The organism is Streptomyces sp. NBC_00310, assembly GCF_036208085.1.
Lineage (GTDB): Bacteria > Actinomycetota > Actinomycetes > Streptomycetales > Streptomycetaceae > Streptomyces.
Window position 1 is genome coordinate 7,311,913 of record NZ_CP130714.1, and the last position, 22,209, is coordinate 7,334,121.

23 protein-coding genes are annotated in these 22,209 nt (G+C 71.5%); 14 read left to right on the top strand and 9 right to left on the bottom strand.

The genetic code is table 11. From position 1 onward, the window contains the following. Position 1 precedes the first annotated feature (1 nt). Positions 2-760, top strand: coding sequence for a TIGR00730 family Rossman fold protein (locus tag OG202_RS32095; RefSeq protein ID WP_326577894.1), 759 nt, complete (start codon positions 2-4; stop codon positions 758-760). A gap of 181 nt (positions 761-941) precedes the next feature. On the opposite strand, the gene folP is transcribed toward OG202_RS32095, so the two are convergent. Continuing rightward, on the bottom strand, positions 942-1,802 hold the full coding sequence (folP, locus tag OG202_RS32100) for a dihydropteroate synthase (protein ID WP_327727929.1): 861 nt from the start codon (positions 1,800-1,802) through the stop codon (positions 942-944). A 119-nt stretch (positions 1,803-1,921) separates the two neighbouring features. Here folP and OG202_RS32105 point away from each other — a divergent pair, with 119 nt between their 5' ends. Further along, complete coding sequence (locus OG202_RS32105) at positions 1,922-2,272, top strand: DivIVA domain-containing protein (protein WP_326577890.1); 351 nt, start codon at positions 1,922-1,924, stop codon at positions 2,270-2,272. Further along, positions 2,269-2,856, top strand: a complete 588-nt coding sequence (locus OG202_RS32110) for a DNA-3-methyladenine glycosylase I (RefSeq protein WP_327727928.1) — start codon at positions 2,269-2,271, stop codon at positions 2,854-2,856. The genes OG202_RS32105 and OG202_RS32110 overlap by 4 nt, the downstream gene beginning before the upstream one ends. Positions 2,857-2,926: 70 nt before the next feature. Here the strand turns inward: OG202_RS32110 and OG202_RS32115 are convergent, their stop codons facing one another. Then, a complete protein-coding gene (locus OG202_RS32115) occupies positions 2,927-3,730 on the bottom strand; it encodes an enoyl-CoA hydratase/isomerase family protein (RefSeq protein ID WP_326577886.1) in 804 nt (267 codons plus the stop codon). A 373-nt stretch (positions 3,731-4,103) separates the two neighbouring features. Here OG202_RS32115 and OG202_RS32120 point away from each other — a divergent pair, with 373 nt between their 5' ends. After that, complete coding sequence (locus tag OG202_RS32120) at positions 4,104-4,271, top strand: DUF3117 domain-containing protein (protein ID WP_003966491.1); 168 nt, start codon at positions 4,104-4,106, stop codon at positions 4,269-4,271. A 112-nt stretch (positions 4,272-4,383) separates the two neighbouring features. Here OG202_RS32120 and OG202_RS32125 read toward each other — a convergent pair whose 3' ends face one another. After that, on the bottom strand, positions 4,384-5,085 hold the full coding sequence (locus OG202_RS32125; protein ID WP_326585633.1) for an O-methyltransferase: 702 nt from the start codon (positions 5,083-5,085) through the stop codon (positions 4,384-4,386). Between the two features lie 270 nt (positions 5,086-5,355). Here OG202_RS32125 and sigE point away from each other — a divergent pair, with 270 nt between their 5' ends. From sigE to OG202_RS32150, 5 genes are all read left to right on the top strand, one after another. Further along, a complete protein-coding gene (gene sigE / locus OG202_RS32130; RefSeq protein ID WP_086755380.1) occupies positions 5,356-6,057 on the top strand; it encodes an RNA polymerase sigma factor SigE in 702 nt (233 codons plus the stop codon). After that, a complete protein-coding gene (locus OG202_RS32135) occupies positions 6,054-7,259 on the top strand; it encodes an anti-sigma factor family protein (protein ID WP_327727927.1) in 1,206 nt (401 codons plus the stop codon). Before sigE ends, OG202_RS32135 begins: the two co-directional genes overlap by 4 nt. A 1,011-nt stretch (positions 7,260-8,270) precedes the next feature. Further along, positions 8,271-9,956, top strand: coding sequence for a trypsin-like peptidase domain-containing protein (locus OG202_RS32140; RefSeq protein ID WP_443052362.1), 1,686 nt, complete (start codon positions 8,271-8,273; stop codon positions 9,954-9,956). A 234-nt stretch (positions 9,957-10,190) separates the two neighbouring features. Continuing rightward, the gene (locus tag OG202_RS32145) at positions 10,191-10,658 is read left to right on the top strand and encodes a sec-independent translocase (protein WP_327727925.1); all 468 of its coding nucleotides are present in this window, start codon (positions 10,191-10,193) and stop codon (positions 10,656-10,658) included. Between the two features lie 282 nt (positions 10,659-10,940). Beyond that, entirely contained in the window at positions 10,941-11,618 is a 678-nt protein-coding gene (locus tag OG202_RS32150; RefSeq protein ID WP_327727924.1) for a hypothetical protein, read from the top strand. Between the two features lie 119 nt (positions 11,619-11,737). Here OG202_RS32150 and OG202_RS32155 read toward each other — a convergent pair whose 3' ends face one another. Genes OG202_RS32155 through OG202_RS32165 form a run of 3 tightly spaced genes read right to left on the bottom strand, consistent with a single transcriptional unit; the run spans position 11,738 to position 14,913 of the window. Further along, a complete protein-coding gene (locus tag OG202_RS32155; protein WP_326577728.1) occupies positions 11,738-12,871 on the bottom strand; it encodes an Mrp/NBP35 family ATP-binding protein in 1,134 nt (377 codons plus the stop codon). Between the two features lie 43 nt (positions 12,872-12,914). Continuing rightward, positions 12,915-13,619, bottom strand: a complete 705-nt coding sequence (locus tag OG202_RS32160; protein ID WP_326577727.1) for a DUF1003 domain-containing protein — start codon at positions 13,617-13,619, stop codon at positions 12,915-12,917. Then, a complete protein-coding gene (locus OG202_RS32165) occupies positions 13,609-14,913 on the bottom strand; it encodes a magnesium transporter MgtE N-terminal domain-containing protein (RefSeq protein WP_326577726.1) in 1,305 nt (434 codons plus the stop codon). The genes OG202_RS32160 and OG202_RS32165 overlap by 11 nt, the downstream gene beginning before the upstream one ends. Positions 14,914-15,089: 176 nt before the next feature. Here OG202_RS32165 and OG202_RS32170 point away from each other — a divergent pair, with 176 nt between their 5' ends. Further along, positions 15,090-15,848 carry a hypothetical protein gene (locus tag OG202_RS32170; RefSeq protein ID WP_327727923.1) on the top strand — a complete coding sequence of 253 codons (759 nt, stop codon included), beginning with the start codon at positions 15,090-15,092 and terminating at the stop codon, positions 15,846-15,848. Positions 15,849-16,152: 304 nt separating this feature from the next. Here the strand turns inward: OG202_RS32170 and OG202_RS32175 are convergent, their stop codons facing one another. Further along, complete coding sequence (locus OG202_RS32175) at positions 16,153-16,710, bottom strand: hypothetical protein (RefSeq protein WP_405895367.1); 558 nt, start codon at positions 16,708-16,710, stop codon at positions 16,153-16,155. 101 nt (positions 16,711-16,811) lie between these two features. Further along, positions 16,812-17,936, bottom strand: a complete 1,125-nt coding sequence (locus tag OG202_RS32180) for a magnesium and cobalt transport protein CorA (RefSeq protein ID WP_327727922.1) — start codon at positions 17,934-17,936, stop codon at positions 16,812-16,814. Positions 17,937-18,523: 587 nt separating this feature from the next. On the opposite strand from OG202_RS32180, the gene OG202_RS32185 reads away from it, so the two are divergent. The 4 genes from OG202_RS32185 (at position 18,524) to OG202_RS32200 (ending at position 21,893) form a co-directional block, all read left to right on the top strand. Then, positions 18,524-19,108, top strand: coding sequence for a suppressor of fused domain protein (locus OG202_RS32185; RefSeq protein WP_326577723.1), 585 nt, complete (start codon positions 18,524-18,526; stop codon positions 19,106-19,108). Between the two features lie 242 nt (positions 19,109-19,350). Further along, on the top strand, positions 19,351-19,992 hold the full coding sequence (locus OG202_RS32190) for a DUF6758 family protein (RefSeq protein WP_326577722.1): 642 nt from the start codon (positions 19,351-19,353) through the stop codon (positions 19,990-19,992). Positions 19,993-20,243: 251 nt separating this feature from the next. Further along, positions 20,244-21,104, top strand: a complete 861-nt coding sequence (locus OG202_RS32195) for a PHP domain-containing protein (RefSeq protein ID WP_327727921.1) — start codon at positions 20,244-20,246, stop codon at positions 21,102-21,104. 183 nt (positions 21,105-21,287) lie between these two features. Continuing rightward, on the top strand, positions 21,288-21,893 hold the full coding sequence (locus tag OG202_RS32200) for a MarC family protein (protein WP_327727920.1): 606 nt from the start codon (positions 21,288-21,290) through the stop codon (positions 21,891-21,893). A 106-nt stretch (positions 21,894-21,999) separates the two neighbouring features. Here the strand turns inward: OG202_RS32200 and OG202_RS32205 are convergent, their stop codons facing one another. Beyond that, the gene (locus OG202_RS32205; RefSeq protein ID WP_327727919.1) at positions 22,000-22,152 is read right to left on the bottom strand and encodes a hypothetical protein; all 153 of its coding nucleotides are present in this window, start codon (positions 22,150-22,152) and stop codon (positions 22,000-22,002) included. Positions 22,153-22,209 lie beyond the last annotated feature (57 nt).

The window sequence follows — 22,209 nt, forward strand, 5'->3', positions numbered from 1 at the left end:
CATGGCGACCGGCAACCCCGAGGGTAAGAAGCAGCCACCGGAGGAGCAGCGGCTGGGGCCGGTGCTGCGCAGACGCGGCCAGGTTCAGGCGAGCACGACGGACCAGCGGCTGCTGGACGCGGGCGGCCCCTCGGACTGGGTCCACACGGACCCCTGGCGTGTCCTGCGCATCCAGTCCGAGTTCATCGAGGGTTTCGGCACCCTCGCCGAACTCCCGCCCGCGATCAGCGTCTTCGGCTCCGCCCGTACGCCGGCCGACTCACCGGAGTACGAGGCGGGCGTCCGGCTCGGCCGCGGCCTGGTGGAGGCCGGCTTCGCCGTGATCACCGGCGGTGGCCCGGGCGCGATGGAGGCGGCCAACAAGGGTGCCCTCGAAGCGGGCGGCATGTCCGTCGGCCTCGGTATCGAGCTCCCCTTCGAGCAGGGCCTCAACCCCTACGTCGACATCGGCCTCAACTTCCGCTACTTCTTCGTGCGGAAGATGATGTTCGTCAAGTACGCGCAAGGCTTCGTGGTCCTCCCCGGCGGCCTCGGCACCCTCGACGAACTCTTCGAGGCCCTCACCCTCGTCCAGACCCAGAAGGTCACCCGCTTCCCCATCGTCCTCTTCGGCGAGTCCTACTGGAGCGGCCTCGTCGACTGGCTCTCCAACACCCTCATCGCCCAGGGCAAGGCGTCGGAAAAGGACCTGACCCTCTTCCACGTGACGGACGACGTGGACGAGGCGGTGGCCCTGGTCTCGAAGGAGGCGGGCCGCTAGGCGGTGTCTGCCCCGCGCCCCGAAAGGGGCGCGGGCAACTGCGCGATCAACCCCGACGCACCCGCACCCGCCCACGCACCCGACGACCCGGGTAGACGGGCGGGGCCAAAGGGGCGCAGCCCCTTGAGGACGGGACGGGACGGGACGGGACGGGTAGGGGTGGCGGGGGCGAGAAAAAGCCCTAGGCCAGCCCCCGCCGAGCCACGGCAGGCCCCCGATACCCCGCGATGGCCCCCACCATCTCCACCACCTCACGGGTCTCCGCGACCTCGTGCACCCGATACACCTGGGCCCCCAGCCACGCGGACACCGCGGTGGTGGCCAACGTCCCCACCACCCGCTCCTTCACCGGTTTGTCCAGCGTCTCGCCCACGAAGTCCTTGTTGGACAGCGACACCAGCACCGGCCACCCCGTCGCGACCATCTCCCCGAGCCGCCGAGTCGCCTCCAGACTGTGCCGCGTGTTCTTCCCGAAGTCGTGCCCCGGATCGATCATCACGGACTCCCGAGGCACCCCCAGCGCCACCGCCCGCTCCGCCAGCCCCACGGTCACCCGGAGAATGTCGGCCATGACGTCGTCGTACTCGACCCGATGCGGTCGCGTACGAGGCTCCGCCCCGCCCGCGTGCGTACACACCAGCCCCACCCGATACCGCGCCGCGACCTCCGCGAGCCGCGGATCGACCCCGCCCCACGCGTCGTTGAGCAGATCCGCCCCGGCCTCGCACACGGCCTCACCGACCTCGTGCCGCCAGGTGTCGACGCTGATGACCACCTCGGGAAACCGCCGCCGCACCTCCGCGACGAACCCCACGGTCCGCCGCGCCTCCTCCGCCGCGGTCACTTCCTCCCCGGGCCCGGCCTTCACCCCGCCGATGTCGATGATGGCCGCGCCGTCGGCGACCGCCTGCTCCACGCGTGCGAGCGCCGGCTCGTCCCGGAAGGTGGCACCCCGGTCGTAGAAGGAGTCCGGCGTCCGGTTCACGATCGCCATGATCACCGGCTCGTGCGGGCCGAATTCCCGCTTGCCCAGCCTGAGCATTCGCTGTGACCTTTCCCAGTACGTTCCGTGGATCGACGGGCTTGCCCGACCGCCTGCGACCTTAACTGTCAGACTCGCATGGCACGATCGGAGCCGAACACACTCGAGGGGACCCAGCGATGTTCATGTTCTTGTTCCTGGTCGTCGCGCTGGCGGTCGTGGTCGCCGCGGTGACGCTCGCCGTGGTGGGCGGCGGCGACAACGCGGTGCTGCCGGAGGCCTCGGGCGAGCGGCTCCAGGACCCGCTTCCGGCGGACCGCCCGGTCAACCGCGCGGACGTCGAGGCGCTCCGCTTCCCGGTCGCCGTCCGCGGCTACCGCATGGTGGACGTGGACGACGCCCTCGGCCGCCTCAGCGCCGAGATCGCCGAGCGGGACGCCCGTATCGCCGACCTGGAGTCCGCGCTCGCGGGCGCCCGCGCGGCGACCGTGACCTCGCTGCACAAGCCGGAGGAGGGCGACCACCAGTGAGCGACGGCACCGCCCTCGCCGGCCCCGACGGGGGACTCCGCTGCCCCTGGGCTCTGTCCACCGAGGACTACGTCGCGTACCACGACGAGGAGTGGGGCCGCCCGGTCCACGGCGACGACGCCCTGTACGAGCGGCTCTGCCTGGAGGCCTTCCAGTCCGGCCTCTCCTGGATCACCATCCTGCGCCGCCGCGAGGGCTTCCGCTCCGCCTTCGCCGACTTCAAGATCGCCTCGGTCGCCATGTTCACGGAGGCCGACCAGGAACGCCTCCTCGCCGACCCCGGCATCATCCGCAACCGGGCCAAGATCGAGGCGACCGTCGCCAACGCGCGCGAGCTGTCCACCTGGGCCCCCGGCGACCTGGACGAACTGATCTGGTCCCACGCCCCGGACCCGACGACCCGCCCGGTGCCGAGGAATCTCGCGGACGTCCCGGCGGTCACCCCCGAGTCCACGGCCCTGTCCAAGGCGCTCAAGAAGCGCGGCATCCGCTTCGTCGGCCCGACCACGGCGTACGCGCTGATGCAGGCCTGCGGCCTGGTGAACGACCACCTGGACACATGCGTGGCCAGGAGCGCCCTTTAGGCGGCGGGGGGAACCGCGCGCTCCACAACTGCCGCATCGCGATCACGCCCGCAGTTCCCCCCCGCACCCCTTACCGCCCCGAATACTTCGGCTTCTCCTTGTTCACGAACGCCTGTACGGCGATCCCGTGATCCTCGGAGGACCCCGCCCGCGTCTGCAGCTCGTCCTCCTTCTCCAGAGCCTCCTCCAGAGAATGCGTGAGCCCGAACGCCAGCGACTCCTTCAGCGCCGCGTAGGCCACGGTCGGCCCCTCGGCCAGCGCGCGAGCGACCTTCGCCGCCTCCGACGCCAGCGCCGCCGCCGGCACGACCCGGTTCGCGATCCCCAGCTCGAACGCGTCCTGGGCGCTGATGCTGCGCGGGAAGAGCAGCAGATCGGCGGCCCGGCCGGGGCCGACCACACGCGGCAGGGTCCACGAGATCCCCGAGTCGGCGGTCAGCGCGACCCCGGCGAACGACGTGTTGAAGGAGGCCGTGTCGGCGACGACACGGAAGTCCGCGGCGAGGGCGAAGCCGAAGCCGGCCCCGGCCGCCACCCCGTTCACGCCCGCCACCACGGGCTTGCCCATGCCGGTCAGGGCCTTCACGACGGGGTTGTAGTGCTCACGGACGGTGGACATGGTCTGCCGGGAGCCCGTCTCCTTGTCCTGGATCAGCAGCCCGATGTGCTCCTTGAGGTCCTGGCCCACGCAGAACGCCCGGTCACCGGCGGCGGTCAGCAGCACCGCCCGTACGGCGTCGTCCCCGGCGGCGGCCTCCACGGCCTCCCGCAGCGCCACCTTCGTCGCGATGTTCAGCGCGTTCATCGCCTCGGGGCGGTTCAGCGTGATCGTCGCGAGTCCGTCGTGCACCTCGTAGAGCACGGTGTCGGCCATGGGGTTCCCCTCCGGTCGCGGCTGACGACGTACTGGTCAGTACGCCCTCGTCACAGCACAGCATGGCGGAGATCACGGGTGACGACCGGGGCCTGACGTGTGACCTGCGTCAAAGAATCACCGATGGCCGAGCGCCGACCCGGGACCGTGCGGCGGCGCAGTATCGCAGCCACATCGCCGAATTGAGTGGTTTTGCTCGCGCGCGTTGCCCAAGCGATGCCGACTGATGTTGGTCATCGGGTCATGCGATGCGGGATAATGGCCTGGAAGCAATGTGTTCGATGCCGGTGTCGCGTGTCCCCAGGTGGGCCCGCGCCTGCCCTCCCGGGCCGTCGGCTTAGGCGATGAGCTGGTTTCAGGAAGGGGTACGAGCATGGCGGCCATGAAGCCGCGGACGGGCGATGGCCCGCTCGAGGTGACCAAGGAGGGGCGGGGCATCGTCATGCGCGTTCCGCTCGAAGGCGGCGGTCGGCTCGTCGTCGAGCTGACCCCTGACGAGGCCGACGCCCTCGGCGATGCCCTCAAGAAGGTCGTCGGCTGACACGCGAAGCGACCATACCCTTTCAGTCGCCCCGGCACCGCCGCACTCGGCGGTGCCGGGGCGCTGTTGTGCCGGGGGTGAAACGGGGCAGGTCAGCGCCCTGAAAGGGGCCTCAGCGCTTGACCGCGCAGAGCAGGCCGTCGCCCACCGGAAGGAGGGACGGCACGAGTTCGGGGCTCTCCCGGACCGTGCGCAGCAGTTCCCGCAGACGTATGACCTCGGTCGGCTGGGGGTTGGAGTCGACCGTGCGGCCGCTGGCGAAGACGCCCTCGAAGGCGACGAGGCCACCGGGCCTGAGCAGGCGCAACGATTCAGCGAGGTAGTCGAGGCTCTCCAGCCGGTCGCCGTCGCAGAAGACCAGGTCGTACCCGGAGTCCGCGAGCCGGGGCAGGACGTCCAGGGCGTGGCCCGGGATGAAGCGCGCGCGGTTGCTGGCGAAGCCGGCCGCGCGGAACGCCTGCCGGGCGAACTGCTGGTGTTCCGGCTCCGGATCCACGGTGGTCAGCACCCCGTCCGCCCGCATGCCGTGCAGCAGATGGATCCCGGAGACACCGGTGCCGGTCCCGATCTCCGCCACCGCCTTCGCGTCCACGGTGGCGGCGAGCACCCGCAGCGCGGCGCCCGTGCCGGGCGACACCGAGCGCAGCCCTGCGTCCCGGGCCCGTTCGCGGGCCCAGTGCAGCGCTTCGTCCTCGGCGACAAAGGCGTCGGCGAACGCCCAGCTCGTCAGCCGGTTGCCGGTAATGACCCTCTCCTTATGTCCCCGTGGTTGCCTGGGCGTGACTGTATCCGTTGCCGTCGGGAACCTGCTGATGGGACCGGTCGTTTAAAGGGATGAGTGAGTGACGGGGGCCGCGACGGGGGGCACGGGATGGATCGGTCGGACGACCAGGCGCGGGCATCGACGCAGGTGCTGGCCGAGCCATATGGGCCGCATCAGCCCTTTGAGGCCCATCGGTGCACATCGATTTCCTATAAAACCGCTTATCCGGAGCTAACGGGCGAGGTGGCTATGGTAGGGGCTCCACTGGACACCACCAGAGCCGATAGGGGAGGTGCGGCTGCGCCTGTGGATCGGGGAGGAGTGCTGCGGCGCTTTCTCGGTTCGGCAGGCAGGCCGAAATCCGTGAACGACACCGCTGACCACAGCCACGCCGCCGTCGCACAGACCGCGACCTTCACCACGGACGCGCACGCGCAGGCGTGGACTCCGCCCACCTGGGAGGAGATCGTCAGCACCCACAGCGGCCGCGTCTACCGGCTCGCCTACCGTCTGACCGGCAATCAGCACGACGCCGAGGACCTCACCCAAGAGGTCTTCGTCCGCGTCTTCCGCTCCCTGTCGACGTACACGCCCGGCACCTTCGAGGGCTGGCTGCACCGCATCACCACCAACCTCTTCCTGGACATGGTCCGGCGCAAGCAGCGCATCCGCTTCGACGCCCTCGGGGACGACGCGGCCGAGCGGCTGCCCAGCCGAGAGCCCACCCCGCAGCAGATCTTCAACGACGCGCACTTCGACGCCGACGTCCAGCAGGCCCTCGACACCCTGGCGCCGGAGTTCCGCGCCGCCGTCGTCCTCTGCGACATCGAAGGGCTGTCGTACGAGGAGATCGCCGCGACCCTGGGCGTCAAGCTCGGCACGGTCCGCTCCCGGATCCACCGCGGCCGCTCCCAGCTCCGCAAGGCCCTCGCGCACCGCTCCCCGGAGGCCCGGGCCGAGCAGCGCCGCGGGTTCACGGTGCCGCGGGTGCCCGTGCTGGGAGGAGGGGGCGCGACCGCGTGAGTGGATCCCGTCCTACGCCTGCCGAGCAGCACCTGGGAGACCGTCTCTCCGCCCTGATCGACGGAGAGCTCGGTCATGAGGCGCGTGACCGCGTCCTGGCACATCTCGCCACCTGCGCGAAGTGCAAGACGGAGGCGGACGAGCAGCGCCGCCTGAAGAACGTCTTCGCGGAGGCCGCCCCGCCGCCTCCCTCCGAGAGCTTCCTGGCCCGTCTCCAGATGCTCCCGGCGGGCGGCGACGGCGACGGCGGCTCCCCGCTGTCCGGTGGTTTCGGAGGAAGACTCGGGGGTGCGGCCGGTGGGCCGGGCCTGCCCGGTGACGCCTCCGACTCCCGGGACTTCGCCGACTTCGGCGTCTTCGGTCCCGGCGGCGACGCCTTCGGATATGTCCCGTCGGGACCACACGGCGGCGCGCTGACGCCGTCGGAGGGTCGCGGACTGCTCGGCGGCGGCCGAGGGCCGTCCGGTGGCCGCGGGTTCCTCGGTGACCGGGGCTTCCTGAGCGGGCGCGGCTTCCTCGGCGACCGAGGGGCGCTGGGCGACCGCGGCTTCCTGGGCGGCGCACGCGGCCTCTCCGGGGACGCGGACGGCCGTCCCGACCGGGAGGAAAGAGCCGCCGACGACACAGGAGTCACGGGTGACCGTGGCTTTCGGATCCATGACGTGAGCCGACAGGAGGCCGAGCGTTCGGCCTCGCGCGGCAGGCGGTTCGCCTTCGTGGCGGCCGGCGCGGTGTCGCTGGCCGCGATCGCCCTGGGCGGCGTGACCAACGGGATGCCCGTCGAGACGGCGGGCGCCCGGGGCGGCTCCGGCGCCGGCAGCAATGTCACACCGCTGCGGACGCAGGCCTCGGGCACGCTCCCGTCCCCCGAGTCGCAGCGTCGCCGGGGCGCGGTCGGGCCGCTGCTCGGGCAGGGCCAGCAGTCCCTGGGTGAGGTGCCGATCGCCCCGACGGAGATCTCCGCCCCCCTGCTGCCCGGAGTCCCCGATCCGGCCGGGCAGGACCGTCAGGCCGTACACCCGTTGACCGCACCGGTGTTGGCCGGCGCCGCGGTCATGTCCCCGCTCATACGTCCGCTCACCGCCGCACCGCCGCTCCAGCTGACCGACTGGTCCTCGGCACCCGAGCTCACGGGACCGGGCCTGCTGACGGCCCCCGACACCACCTCGTCCTCCACACCCACCTCGCCCGTCCTCCGCTGACCCGAGTTCTGCGCGCCGGCCCGCGAACCTGGTTGAATCCAGAGTGGGCCGTGTCCGCTCGGGCCGGTTCCGGCCTGCGGTACTCGGTGAACGGTGGGCGGCGGGCCGGTCCTTGGGGCGGGCCCCAGGTGTGGGGAGAACATGAACGAGGGGAAGCCCACGAAGGCGAAATGGTGGAGCCGCCCCCGAGCGCACGGCGCGGGGGACGGCACGACGGGGGATCACTCCGGACCTACAGGGTCCACTGAGTCTGCGGAAACCCCCGGCTCCACAGGGGCGGCCGGGGTGCCTGCGGGTGCGGCCCGGGAAGGGAACGCCGAGGGCGATTTCGAGTTGGAACGCCCGGCGACGGCGACGGCGCCTGCCCCCGGCGAGACCGACTCCGACTTCGAACTGGCCCGCCCGGCCTCCGAAGCCCCGCTCCGCCTGGGCTCCACGGCGAACCCGGGCGTGGACGGCGACCCGGACGGCGACTTCGAACTGGAGCGACCGGCCGAGGCGAATGCGGGGCGTGCGGCAGCGGCCGAGGCGAGTCCGTCGGGCGAGCCCGGCATGGCCGGTTCCACCGGTGGCGCAGCCACCGCCGTGGCCGCCACCGCTGTCGCCGATGCCCGGCCGTCGGGCGAGACGGGGGCCCTGAGCGCCCCTGGAGCGCCCTCTGAGCGCCCCAAACCCCTGCACGACCCCGATCCCTACAGCACCCCGCCGTACGGCGAGCCCGGCCCCTGGGCGCCCGCTCCGCCGGTCCAGCACCCGGCGACGACTCCCGCACACGGCACGCACGTCCAGACGGCGGCTCCGGCCCAGGGCGTGCCCGCGGTGGTGGGGGCGACGCCGACGCAGGGTGGGTCGGCGTCGCCGGTCGCCTCGACAGACCGTGGGGCCGCTCCGGCGGTCGCCTCGACGCACGCCGGAGCGAACCCGCCGGCTGCCCCTACGCCAGCCGGTGCACCCTCAGCCGCCGCACCCCCGCACACCGACGCGACCTCGGCGATACCTCCGCCCGCGCCGGTGACCCCGGCCCACGGCACCGCCGCCGCACCGCCGGCCACTCCGCAGCCCACGACGGCGGCCCCGTACCCGGACACACCTCGGCCCGCTGCGGCGCCGTATCCGGAGGGGGCCCCGCACACGGCGGCCTCGTACGCGGAGGCGCCCCAGGGCGCGACACCTCCGTTCTCGGACGCGTCCCCGCCTGCCGCGGCTCCGTACCCCGACGCCTCTCAGCCCCCAGGGGCCTCCTACGCGTATCCGTCCCAGCCGGGGCCGCCGCCCTTCGGGGACTCGGCGCAGGCCGTGCCGCCTCCGTACGCGGGTGGGGCTCAGCCAGCTCCGCCTCCGTACGGGGGAGGGGCTCAGTCCGCGCCGCCTCCGTACGCGGAAGCGGCTCAGCCGGTGCCTCCGCCTTACGCGGGCGGAGCCCAGTCCGCGCCGCCTCCGCAGGCGGGTGGGGTCCAGCCCGCGCCGACCGCCTACGCCGATCCCGCTCAGGCTCTCCGAGCCGCGCCGCAGGGGCCCTGGCAGAACTACGACCCGTGGGCCGGGTCGGGGTCGTTGCAGCAGAACGGGGCCGCGGTGGACGACGTGGCGCGGCGGCGCCGGCGCAGGGGGAAGGTCCTGTTGGCCGGGGCCCTGCTGATCGCCGTCGTGGCCGGCGGTATCGGCGGGGCCGTGGGTACGTATCTGGAGCGGAACGGCGGTGTCGGGGCGGTCGAGCTGCCGCAGACCAGTGACGGGGTGACGGGACGGGCGCCCGACAGCGTCGCCGGGATCGCCGCCAGCGCGCTGCCCAGCGTCGTGACCCTGCATGTGAGCGGGGACAGCGCCCAGGGCACCGGCACCGGATTCGTGCTCGACGAGCGCGGCCACATCCTCACCAACAACCACGTCGTCGACCCCGCCGGCACGAGCGGGGACATATCGGTGACGTTCAGCGGCGGCGAGACGGCCAAGGCCACCATCGTCGGCCGGGACACGGGGTACGACCTGGCCGTCGTCAAGGTGTCCGGCGTCAGCGGACTCAAGCCACTGCCCCTCGGCAACTCGGAGGAGGTCCAGGTCGGCGACCCGGTCGTCGCCATCGGCGCCCCCTTCGACCTGGCCAACACCGTCACCTCCGGCATCATCAGCGCCAAGGAGCGGCCCATCACGGCCGGCGGCGAGGGCGGTGACGTGAGCGACGTGTCGTACGTGGACGCGCTGCAGACCGACGCGCCGATAAACCCCGGCAACTCCGGCGGCCCACTCCTGGACGGCAAGGCCCGGGTGATCGGCATCAACAGCGCCATCCGGTCCGCCGGCAGCTCCGAGTCGGACGGCGGGCAGGCCGGTTCGATCGGGCTCGGCTTCGCGATACCCATCAACCAGGGCAAGCGGGTCGCCGAGGAGCTGATCAACACCGGCAAGGCCACCCACCCGGTGATCGGTGTCACCCTCGACATGGACTACTCGGGTGACGGCGCGCGCATCGGCGACGACGGCGGATCGGGGGTGACCTCGGGCGGCCCCGCCGACCGGGCGGGCATCCGCTCGGGTGATGTCATCACCGAGGTCGACGGCCAGCGCGTCCACTCCGGCGACGAACTGATCGTCAAGGTCCGCGCCCACCGGCCCGGCGACCGGCTGGAGCTCACCCTCCTGCGCAACGGCAGGGAGCGGACGGTCACTCTCACTCTCGGCTCGTCCGGCGGCGACTGACCGTGAGGCGGCGGCCACGACGGCGGGACGTACTGAAGGCAACTTCACAGGCGGGGGCCCCACACCCCCTCCTGCCAGGCAAACAGCTGGGAAAACCCGTCGTCCGGTCGTGGTCGGCAGCCGCCGGACAGTACCGGATCGGCAGGATCGCCGGGTACCGTGGATCCGGCCCGGACCACGGAAGACCTGCCGAGGCCCGCGGATCGGGACCGAGGACATGCCAAGGAGCTTCAGGTGTTCAATGACATAGGTGCGCTCGAGGTGGTGACGCTCGTCGTCCTCGCCGTGCTCGTCTTCGGTCCGGACAAGCTCCCGAAGGTGATCCAGGACGTCACGCGGACGATCCGCAAGATCCGCGAGTTCTCGGACAGCGCCAAGGCGGACATCCGCAGCGAACTCGGACCGGAGTTCAAGGACTTCGAGTTCGAGGACCTCAACCCCAAGACGTTCCTCCGCAAGCAGCTGGACAACGACGAACTGGGGCTGAAGGAGATCCGCAGCGGCTTCGACCTGAAGAAGGAGATGGCCGATCTGACGGACGCGGTCCACGGCCGCGAGTCCGACTCGGCGTCCACCCCCGCCCCCGCCGCCATCGGTTCCGGCTCCGACGGCTCCGCGTCGGGCTCGTCCGGCGGAACCATCGACATGACCAAGAAGCCCGAGCCGGCCGAGCGTCCGCCGTACGACATGGACGCCACCTGAGCGGTACGCCGCTCGCCGCCCGTACCGCCTCCGGCCTGCCCTTCCGCGCCGTACGCCCGTGTGCTGCCGCGCCCCGTACGTGATGCGATTCATACCGTCACGCGACCTCGTACGGCCCGAACCCGCCCGTACGCCGTCCTGCGCGCCGGGCGCTTTCCCTGCTGCTCGGAGAGCTGTGGCTATGCTGCCCAGTTGTTGTGCGGACTGTAAGAAGAGCGAGCGACGACGCCCGAGGGGGGCGGGCCGCTCCGGTCCGTCGAGAGCTAGGAGGCGTCCGGGCACATGGAGACGACGAGTCGGGTAGGCGCGCAGGCGTCGGCCGCGGAGGGCGGACAACAGGTCCCCTCCGCCCGCCGCACGGTCGACAGCTACCTGCTGGCGCCCTTCCCGTGGTACGGCCTCGACGAGGCCTTCACGGGGCCGCGCTGGCTGATGCAGGTCGGTATGTCGGCGGAAGGAGCCGTCGAGCACGGCTCGATCGGACACGGCGACGAGCCCTCGGTGCGCAACGAGTACACCGCCGGGTCGGACGACGAGGCCAAGGAGCGGTTCGCGGTCGTGGTGACCGTCGCGGCGAACGACGTGCGCCGCAGCGCGGACGGCACCGGTGTGCTGGAGGCCACGTCGGTCTCCTCGGCGGCGTGGCTGGCGGGTGTCGGACTGCTGACCTTCACCTGGCCCGGGCAGCTGGACCACTCCCTGCGGGACGACTGGCTGGATCAGCAGACCGAGACGGCGTGGGTCCTGGCGGACGATCTCGCCGGGGCGGACTGGTCGACGCTGTCGCTGCCGGTGGACGGGGTGCCCACGCCGTTCCACTACCGGGAGTCCGAGTTCGGGTGGGTGCTCGCCGGGTCCACGTCGGAGGGGGTGCACGTGGGGGCGTACGGGAGAGGGATGAGCGCGTACGGGATCGCTTTCGCCATGATCAAGGACATCGCCTCGTACGCCGCCGAGTAGCGGAGCGAGCCGAGCCGAAGGGGCACCGCGTCGTGCTGGTGCGGTGCCCCCTCTTCGCCGTAGGGCGCAGGGTGTGCCCGGCTGCGGGCGCGGGGAGCGCCCTCAGCCGCGTAGCGGGCCTAGAACTTGTTCCTCGGGGTGATTCCCAGGCTCATGCCCGACAGGCCCCTCTGACGGCCGCCCAGCTTGCCGGCGATGGCGCGGAGGGCGGCGCCGGCGGGGGAGTCGGGGTCGGACAGGACGACGGGGCGGCCATCGTCGCCGCCCTCGCGGAGGCGGACGTCGATGGGGATGCTGCCGAGGACCGGGACCGTGGCACCGGTGGTGCGGGTGAGGCCGTCGGCGACGGACTGGCCGCCGCCCGTGCCGAAGACGTCGACCATCTCGTCGCAGTGCGGGCAGGGGAGGCCCGCCATGTTCTCGACGACGCCGACGATCTTCTGGTGGGTCTGGACGGCGATGGAACCGGCGCGCTCGGCGACCTCGGCCGCCGCCTGCTGGGGGGTCGTGACGACGAGGATCTCGGCGTTCGGGACCAGCTGCGCCACCGAGATGGCGATGTCGCCCGTGCCCGGCGGGAGGTCGAGGAGCAGGACGTCCAGGTCGCCCCAGTAGACGTCCGAGAGGAACTGCTGGAGGGCGCGGTGGAGCATCGGGCCGCGCCAGACCACGGGGGTGTTGCCCGGGGTGAACATGCCGATCGAGATGACCTTCACACCGTTCGCGGACGGCGGCATGATCATGTTCTCGACCTGGGTGGGGAGGCCGTCGGCGCCCAGCATGCGGGGCACGGAGTGGCCGTAGATGTCGGCGTCGACGACACCGACCTTGAGGCCGTCGGCCGCCATGGCCGCCGCCAGGTTCACCGTCACCGAGGACTTGCCGACGCCGCCCTTGCCGGACGCGACGGCGTACACCCGGGTGAGGGAGCCCGGCTTGGCGAACGGGACCTCGCGCTCGGCCTGGCCGCCGCGCAGCGCGTTCGCCAGTTCCTTGCGCTGTTCGTCGCTCATGACGTCGAGTTCGACGTCGACACGGGTGACGCCCTCGACCCGCGACACCGCCTCGGTCACGCGCTGGGTGATCGTCTCGCGCATGGGGCAGCCGGAGACCGTCAGGTACACGGCGACCGCGACCGCTCCGTCCGCGCCGATCTCCACGGACTTCACCATCCCGAGTTCGGTGATGGGGCGGTTGATCTCGGGGTCGTTCACCGTCGACAGTGCTTCGCGCACCGCGTCTTCCGTAGCCATAAGGACGATGGTACGGCGACGCGAGGGGCCGCTGGGAGCCCCGTCAGCGGTCGCCCATGTCACGTCCGCGCGGATGTTCCGGCGGGAATACGGTTCGGGTCTCGCGCGGACCGTCACCGTCGCGCTCGTGCAGTTCCCTGACCAGGTCGTGGAGCTCCGAGCGCAGCCAGTCGCGGGTGGCGACCTCGCCGAGGCCGATGCGCAGCGCGGCGATCTCCCTGGTGAGGTACTCGGTGTCGGCGATCGAGCGCTCGTTCTGCTTGCGGTCCTGTTCGAGGTTGACCCGGTCGCGGTCGTCCTGCCGGTTCTGCGCGAGGAGGATCAGCGGGGCGGCGTACGAGGCCTGCAGGGAGAGCATCAGGGTCAGGAAGATGAAGGGGTAGTGGTCCCAGCGCAGGTCGCGTGGGGCGAAGACGTTCCACAGCACCCACAGGATGATGACGACCGTCATCCAGACGATGAACCGCCCGGTGCCCAGGAACCGCGCGATCCGCTCCGACAGCCGTCCGAAGGCCTCCGGGTCCCACTCGGGCAGCAACTTGGGCCGGCGCGGCAGCGGTTGGTCGAGCCGGGTACGCGGGCGGGCGGTGGCCCCGGAGAGCGTGCGCTCCCGCTGGGGCGCCCCGGAGGGCGACGTGCGCTCCCGCGCTCCCGCGCCGGAGTGTGCCCGCTCACGCCCCGCGTGCCGCCCGTCCCGCCCACCGTGCCGCCCGTCACGTCCCTCGCGGCCGTCCCGTTCAGGAGCCATGGGCGGCCCCCTCGTCGTCGACTGCGACGCCGTCGTCCTCGTGCAGATGGAACTCCGCCTCCCGCCAGTCCTCGGGCAGCATGTGGTCCAGTACGTCGTCCACGGTCACCGCGCCCAGCAGCGAGCCGCTCTCGTCGACCACGGGCGCCGCGACCATGTCGTACGTCGCGAAGAACCCGGCGACGGCCCGCAGCGCCGCCTCCGGGTCCAGTGGCTGGAGATCGTCGTCGAGGATCGAGCCGACCAGGGTGTACGGCGGATCGCGCAGCAGCCGCTGGAAGTGGACCGTGCCGAGGTACTTGCCGGTCGGGGTCTCGTCCGGCGGCCGGCACACGTACACCTGGGCGGCGAGCGCGGGGGACAGGTCGGCGTTGCGGACCCGGGCGAGCGCGTCGGCGACGGTCGCGTCCGGGCGCAGCACGATCGGTTCGGTGGTCATCAGACCGCCGGCGGTCTTCTCCTCGTACGCCATGAGCCGCCGAACGTCCGCCGCGTCGTCCGGCTGCATCAGCGTCAGCAGCCGCTCCTGCTCGTCCTCCGGGAGTTCGGCGAGGAGGTCGGCGGCGTCGTCCGGGTCCATGGCCTCCAGGACGTCGGCGGCCCGCTCCTCCTTGAGCTTGCCGAGGATCTCGATCTGGTCGTCCTCGGGCAGCTCCTCCAGGACGTCGGCGAGCCGGTCGTCGTCGAGGGCGGCGGCGACCTCGGCCCGGCGCTTGGGGGAGAGGTGGTGCAGCACGTTGGCCAGGTCGGCCGGGCGGAGCTGCTCGAAGGTCGCGAGGAGGTTCTCGGCGCCCTGCCCGTGCTCCTCCAGGGAGAACCCGGTGACCGCCGACCACTCCACGGTCAGCGTCTCGCCCTTGTGACGCCGGAAGGCGCCCCCCTTGCCCTTCCGTACGAACACCCGGTCGATCTCCCAGTCCCGGCGGGCCGGCAGCTGCTGCACCGAGATGTCGCGGACGGTCACCTCCTCGCCGGTCTCGACGAGGGTCACGCGCCGGTCCAGAAGCTCTCCGATGACCAGCCGTTCGGTGGGGCGCTGCTCGAACCGGCGCACGTTCACGACACCGGTGGTGATGACCTGGCCGGATTCGACGCCGGTGACCCGGGTCATGGGCAGGAAGATCCGGCGGCGGGTGGACAGTTCGACGACCAGACCGAGCAGGCGCGGCGGTTTGCGCCCCACCCGCAGGATGGCCACCAGATCCCGGACTCGGCCCACCTGGTCGCCGTTCGGGTCGAAGACGGCGACGCCGGAGAGGTGGGAGACGAAGATCCGGGGCGCCACTGCCGCCATGAGCCGCCCCTTTCCTTCCCGTCGCGAGGGGATTGTCCGCCGAGGAGGGCTTCAGGCTAGCCCGTCCCGATCGGATACGCCCTGGTGAGCGGTGCGGACGGACTGGCTCAGTGGTGTGCCGGGAGCCCCGGTACTCTGCGGTACGCCTGGACTCCCCACGAAGAGGTGCATCGCCCGTGACTGTGATTCCCCGTACCCGAAGGGCCGCACTGGTGAGCGCCGTCTGCACCCTGGTGGTCGGCGGGCTGGGGCTCACGGGGTGCAGCGAGGATCCGGACGAGGGCACCAACGGGGTCGGCAAGCTGGAGCCGGCGAAGATCCAGAGCACCACGAAGGCGGTGGCCACGGCGGCGGACACGGTCCGGCTGTCCGGAGCCGTGGTGAGCAACGGCAGGACCTACAAGCTGGACATGCGCCTGAAGGAGGACGGCGGCACGGGCTCCGTGACGTCGGAGGGCTCCACCTTCCGGCTGCTGAAGGTCGGCGAGCACCTCTTCCTGAAGGCCGACGCGGACTTCTGGGACCACCAGGACTCCGGGAAGGGCGGCGAGGGCCACGGCGATTCGGAGGCGGCCGCCGCGGACAAGCTGGACGGCATGTATGTGAAGGTGCCGACCGGGGACCCCGCCTACAGGCGGTTCAGCGGCTTCACCGACAAGGACGTCCTCCTCAACAGCCTGCTCACCCTGCACGGCACGCTGTCCACCGACGGCCGCCACGAACAGTCCGGCACCCGCACCATCCGCATCACCGGCGACAAGGGCTCCGGCGGCACCCTCGACGTCTCCCTCGAAGGCACCCCCTACCCCCTCCGCCTCGTCCGCGCCGGAGACGCCGGCACCATCCTCCTCTCCGACTGGGGCAAGGACTTCACCCTGGAGGAGCCGGACGAGAAGGCAGTGGTGGACTACGGCCGGCAACTGCCGACGTCGTAACACGACACCGCGCTGCCTGCGCGGGCGTACCGCGCCTCTATAGGGGCGTACCGCGGGTCTACTCGGGCGTACCGCGCGCGCCTGCGCGGGACCGCCGCCTCCGAGAGCCGGCCGCGCTGCTTCGCCGCTCGGCTCTGCTCCGCCGCACCGCCGGCTCACTGATCTCCGCCGCGGTGGTGATGAGCCACGCCTCCGGTTTCGGGTGGTGCCGAACCCGGCCGGGCCCACCACCCGGGCGCCTGGGCGCGATCCGGCGCCCGGCCCGATCCACGACACGAAGCAGGCCTCGATCAGGACCCGGCTCTCACTGCCTGCGCTTGCGGCGGCCGAAGAGCAGGCGCGGGACCGCCGCCGGAATGGGCCGGCGCGTCGTCGCGGGTGTCGGGGCCGGCCGCTCCGCCAGGTCGTCGTCGGGCAGCGGCAGGGTCGTACCCGTCGGCTGCAGGCGGAGCACACGGCATTCGCGGGCCCAGCGGGCCGGCATCGCCTCGCCGTCGGGGGCGTTGAGGCGTTTGCCCTTGAGCTCGGACACGGCGGCCTCCCACTCGGGGGAGTCCGGGGCCAGTTCGACGACGCTCGCGGCCCAGCTGACCAGCCGCCCGCCCTTGTCCTTGCTGCGAACGGTCACCACAGCCGAGCCCCCGTCGACCAGCCCCGGCAGCGGCTGCTCACCCGGCCCGTCGCCCACGACACACGCCGCACCCTCGTGCCAGACGTGCCACAGCGCCCGCGACGGCACACCCCGGCCCTCGTGCGTCGGCACCCCGTCACCCCGCGCCCAGATGAGCCCGGACTTCTTGGTGGCCTCTTCGACGAGGGCCCGATCGAGCAGCACATCGGCGGTCAGCGAGTCGGCGGTCATGGGGGCAGCCTAACCGTGCCCCACGCAAGCGGACCGTGCCCTCTCGAAGGCACCCGGCCCGCTGCCCCGCCCCCGGTGCCGCCGCCCCGGCCCGCGCCGGGCTACAGCCATCCGTTGCGCTTCAGCGTCCGGTGGATGCCGAGGCAGAGCGCGACCGTGACGCCGAGGACCACCGGGTAGCCGAACTTCCAGTGCGTCTCCGGCATGTAGTCGAAGTTCATGCCGTACACGCCGCACACCATCGTCGGTACGGCGATGATGGCCGCCCACGACGTGATCTTGCGCATGTCCTCGTTCTGCGCGACGGAGGCCTGCGCCAGGTTCGCCTGGAGGATCGAGTTGAGGAGCTCGTCGAAGCCGACGACCTGCTCCTGGACGCGGGCGAGGTGGTCCGCCACGTCACGGAAGTACTTCTGGATGTCCGGGTCGATCAGCCGCATCGGCCGCTCGCTCAGCAGCTGCATGGGCCGCACCAGCGGCAGCACCGCGCGCTTGAACTCCATGACCTCGCGCTTGAGTTGGTAGATCCGGCCGGCGTCGGTGCCCCGGGGCGTGCCCTTGCGCCCGGGAGAGAACACCTCCGTCTCCACCTCGTCGATGTCGTCCTGCACGGCGTCCGCGACCGCCACGTACCCGTCGACGACGTGGTCGGCGATGGCGTGCAGCACGGCCGACGGGCCCTTGGACAGCAACTCCGGGTCGTCCTGCAGCCGGTGACGCAGCGCCCGCAACGAGCCCTGCCCGCCGTGCCGGACGGTGATGAAGAAGTCCCGCCCGGTGAAGCACATGACCTCGCCGGACTCCACGACCTCGCTGGTGGCGGTGAGTTCGTCGTGCTCGACGTAGTGGATGGTCTTGAAGACGGTGAACAGGGTGTCGTCGTAGCGCTCCAGCTTCGGCCGCTGGTGCGCGTGCACCGCGTCCTCCACGGCCAGCGGGTGCAGCCCGAACTCGGCGGCGATACCGGCGAATTCGGCCTCCGACGGCTCGTGCAGGCCGATCCAGACGAAACCGCCGTCGCGGCGCACCTGACGGATCGCCTCGTGCGGGGTCAGGTTGCGCTCGAAGGTGACGCGCGCACCGTCGCGGTAGACGGCACAGTCCACGACGGCCGTCACCGCCTCCGCCGGACGCGTGGTGTCGTACACGCCCCCGTCCTTGCGGAGCGACAGTCGGGCGGGACGGGACGGGCGGACCGCGGCGCGCAGGTTGTGGATCATCGACATGAGCAGGCTCCTTCGCAACGAAAGGCCGCCGACGACGGTTGGAACTACCCGGAATGGGGACGTTTTGACTGCGGATGTTTGGCACGTCCACAAAGCGGGGAGCACCGCACCGTCGCGGTGACAGCTTCGCTTGATTCAGATCAGGCGACGGCCGACCGGTGAGAGCCGGAGACGTCTGATCGGCGATTCGGATCAAGACGGGAAAGAAGTGCTCTTCCGATGCGCGACGACCGGCGAGCGGCACGAAGCGAGTGAGGGTGGTAGCCAGCGGAGCGAGAACTACGGCTACGGCGACAGCTACGGAACTCGGCGAGCGGAAGAGCGGGTGGTACTGCCAGGTCGACTTCGGTCCATCGCAGCCCCACCTCCTCCGGCCGGTCCCTCGTAAGGGACGTTCCATACCCCGTTCGGGGTTCCCCGTAAGGGAGTCAGTCTTTTCGGTCCGGGGCGCGAAGGCATGAGAAGCCTTGAGTGCGAGGCTTCTGAGTGCTGCCCGCATGCTGTCCCGACCGGCGCCCCAGACTAACAGTCGGCTGAAGTGTCAAGGCGCCCGTTTGCCGGTTCCTGACGAGTTCTATGCTCGGCTCATGGCTGATGTTCTTCCGTTGGTGGAGGCCCGTTTGCGCACCGCGCTGGGCGAACCGGACGCGCGCGCCGCGGTCACCTTCCTCGGCACCGACCGCATCGAGGTCCTCCGTTTCACCGACGGCGACGTCGTCCGCTACGCCACGCTCGGCATGTCCGCCCAGCCGATGGCCGACCCCACCGCGGTCCTCGCCGACCCCGTCAAGGGCCCCCGCGCGGAGCTCGTCCTGTCCGTGCGGCACGGCGTCGCCGACACCGACAAGGTGCTCCGCCCGCTCGCCGTGCTCGCCGCGTCGCCGCAGGTCGAGGGTGTGATCGTGGCCCCCGGTGCCTCCCTCGACGTGGGTGGTCCGCTCTGGCCCGGCGCCCCCTTCACCTCGGTCCTCGTCGCCGAGTCCGGCGGCCTGGTCGAGGACCTCGAACTCGACGCCCCGGCCGACCCCGTACGGTTCCTGCCCCTTCTCCCGATGACCGCCAACGAGGCCGCCTGGAAGCGGGTGCACGGCGCCCAGGCACTCCAGGAGCGCTGGCTCACCCACGGGACGGACCTCCGCGACCCGGGCCGCACATCGGTCCGCCTGGACTGACCGGACCGCCCGACACGACTTCCCCGTGTGACGGACGGCACGCCATACGTGACCGGAGGCCGCTCGACAGGTGGCCGAAAACAACCGCTTCCCTTGACCGTGTGGGTAGTTGATTCCGTTGGTCGGTCCGAGGGGCCGTCCGCCGGCCGGAGTCCGGCGTCCGTGCGCGGAATGTGACGCGCACACGCCGGACGGGTGATCGTCCTTGACGCGAGGAAGCACGGGGAGGACCGTTGGGCCCTATGAGGGGCGAACCCAGTTGCCCGAAGTGTGGTGGCCGGGTCAGGGCTCCCGGCCTCTTTGCCGACTCCTGGCAGTGCGCCGCGCACGGGACGGTACACCCGCTGCAGCCCGTGATCCCGCCCAGCGTCGAGGCCCTCAGTGTCGTGGTGCACCGCGCCAAGGTGCCGGTCTGGATGCCGTGGCCGCTGCCCGTGGGCTGGCTGTTCACGGGTGCCGCCTTCGCCGGGGACGACCGCAGCGGCGGACGTGCCACCGCCGTGGCCTGTTCCGGTCCCGGTCCGCTCGGGGGCGTGGGAGAACTCGTCCTCATCGCGGAGGAACTCGGCGTCGGTCTCGGTGCCCGGTACGCGGGCATCGACGGGCCCGATCCCGGGCCGTATCTGAGCGTCGAGAAACCGCCCCAGGCGAAGGTGCTGGCCGCGGGGCGGCCGACACCGCTGTGGCATGTCACCGGCACACCGGACGACCGGGCGGTCTTCGCGGGCGAGGCGCTCGGGCTGTGGCTGTGGGCGGTCGTGTGGCCCGAGCAGACCGGGTTGCTGATGTACGACGAGCTGGTGCTGACGGATCTGCGGGATGCGGGGGCGGAGGTGGAGCTGCTGCCGTGCGGGGCGCTGTCGCCTCGGATCCTGGAGCCGTAGGGCGTGGATGCTGGAACCGTAGGGCGCCCATGGGGTGAGGGCTTCGGGTGCTCGGGCGGCTGCGAGTCGTTCTTGGCTGGTCGCGCGGTTCCCCGCGCCCCGGACTCCGCTGCCCCTGGCCGGGAATGGCAGTAGCCCCTTCCGCGCGCCTGTAGGGGGCACTCCGGGGTTTCAGGTGTGACAGGAGTGGTCCGGAAGGGCGTTATCCTTGAGCGTCCGCTTCCGTTTCGTCTGCGCCTGGAGTCCGAGTCGTGCGTATCGATCTGCACAGCCACTCCACGGCTTCCGACGGCACGGACACCCCGGCCGAGCTGGTGCGGAAGGCGTCCGCGGCAGGGCTGGACGTCGTCGCGCTGACCGACCACGACACCACGCGCGGGCACGCCGAGGCGATCGCCGCGCTGCCCGAGGGGCTCACGCTGGTCACCGGCGCCGAGCTGTCCTGCCGGCTGGACGGCGTCAGCATGCACATGCTGGCCTATCTGTTCGACCCCGAGGAACCCGGGCTGCTCGCCGAGCGTGAGCTGGTCCGGGACGACCGGGTCCCGCGGGCCCGCGGGATGATCGCCAAGCTGAACGAGCTGGGCGTGCCGGTGACCTGGGAGCAGGTCGCGCGGATCGCCGGCGGCGGTTCCGTGGGGCGGCCGCACGTGGCCACCGCCCTCGTCGAACTCGGCGTCGTACCGACCGTGAGCGACGCCTTCACGCAGCAGTGGCTCGCCGACGGCGGCCGCGCCTACGTCGAGAAGCACGAGACCGACCCCTTCGAGGCGATCCGGCTGATCAAGGGCGCCGGTGGCGTCGCCGTCTTCGCCCACCCCGCCGCCGTCAAACGCGGCCGGACCGTGGCGGAGTCCGCCATCGCCGAGCTGGCCGCCGCCGGGCTCGACGGCATCGAGGTCGACCACATGGAGCACGACCCGGCGACCAGGGCGCGGCTGCGCGGCCTGGCGAAGGAGCTGGGACTCCTCACCACCGGATCCTCGGACTACCACGGCAGCCGCAAGACCTGCGTGCTCGGCGAGTACACGACCGATCCCGAGGTGTACGGGGAGATCACCCGGCGGGCCACCGGAGCGTTTCCCGTCCCGGGGACCGGCGGAGCCCGCTAGCCCGTCCGTTCGTGGGACGGCACCCGGCGGCTGTCGGCTGTGCCCACCCTCCCCCAGCTCTCCACCCCGTTCGAGCCGGGCGGTGCCCTCATCGCCCTGCGGAAACGATTGCCCACAGTGGTTACCGGCCATCACACTGGGCTGCCCTCTTTCCTTCGTTCTTGACTCTCGCAAGGCACCTCTGTGTTCGATCTCGCCGTCTTCGGTTCCCTCTTCCTCACTCTCTTCGTGATCATGGATCCCCCCGGGATCACCCCGATCTTCCTCGGGCTCACCGCCGGTCGGCCCGCGCGCACCCAGAAGCGGATGGCATTCCAGGCCGTCTGTGTGGCCGGAGGCGTGATCACCGTCTTCGGGCTGCTCGGGCACCAGATCCTGGACTATCTGCATGTGTCCGTGCCGGCGCTGATGATCGCCGGCGGGCTGCTGCTTCTGCTGATCGCGCTGGATCTGCTGACCGGCAAGACGGACGAGCCGAAGCAGACGAAGGACGTGAACGTCGCGCTCGTGCCGCTGGGGATGCCGCTGCTGGCCGGTCCCGGGGCGATCGTGTCGGTGATCCTGGCGGTGCAGAAGGCGGACGGCGTGGCCGGTCAGATGTCCGTGTGGGCCGCGATCCTGGCGATCCACGTCGTGCTCTGGCTGACGATGCGGTACTCGCTGCTGATCATCCGGGTCATCAAGGACGGCGGCGTGGTGCTGGTGACCCGCCTCGCGGGCATGATGCTCTCCGCGATCGCCGTGCAGCAGATCATCAACGGTGTCACCCAGGTCGTGCGGGGCGGTTGAGCGGCTCGGCCCGGCCGGTCCGCCGGGACGGACCTGTGGCGGACATAGCAGAGCCCCGTACGGCGTCGTGCCGTACGGGGCTCTGAAGTGTGAACGGATCCGCGTACTACGGGGCGGTCACGTCTGCCGGGCGGATCCAGAGGCGCTGCCCGATGGCGGCGGCCTGCTGCACGATCCGGTTGACGGAGGCGGCGTCCACGACGGTGCTGTCCACGGGTGTACCGCTGACGTCGTCGAGTCGCAGAATTTCGAAGCGCAAGGGCTTCTCCCTTCGTCTGGTCATCCTCCTGAGGAGAACTACTGGTGGTGGTTCACG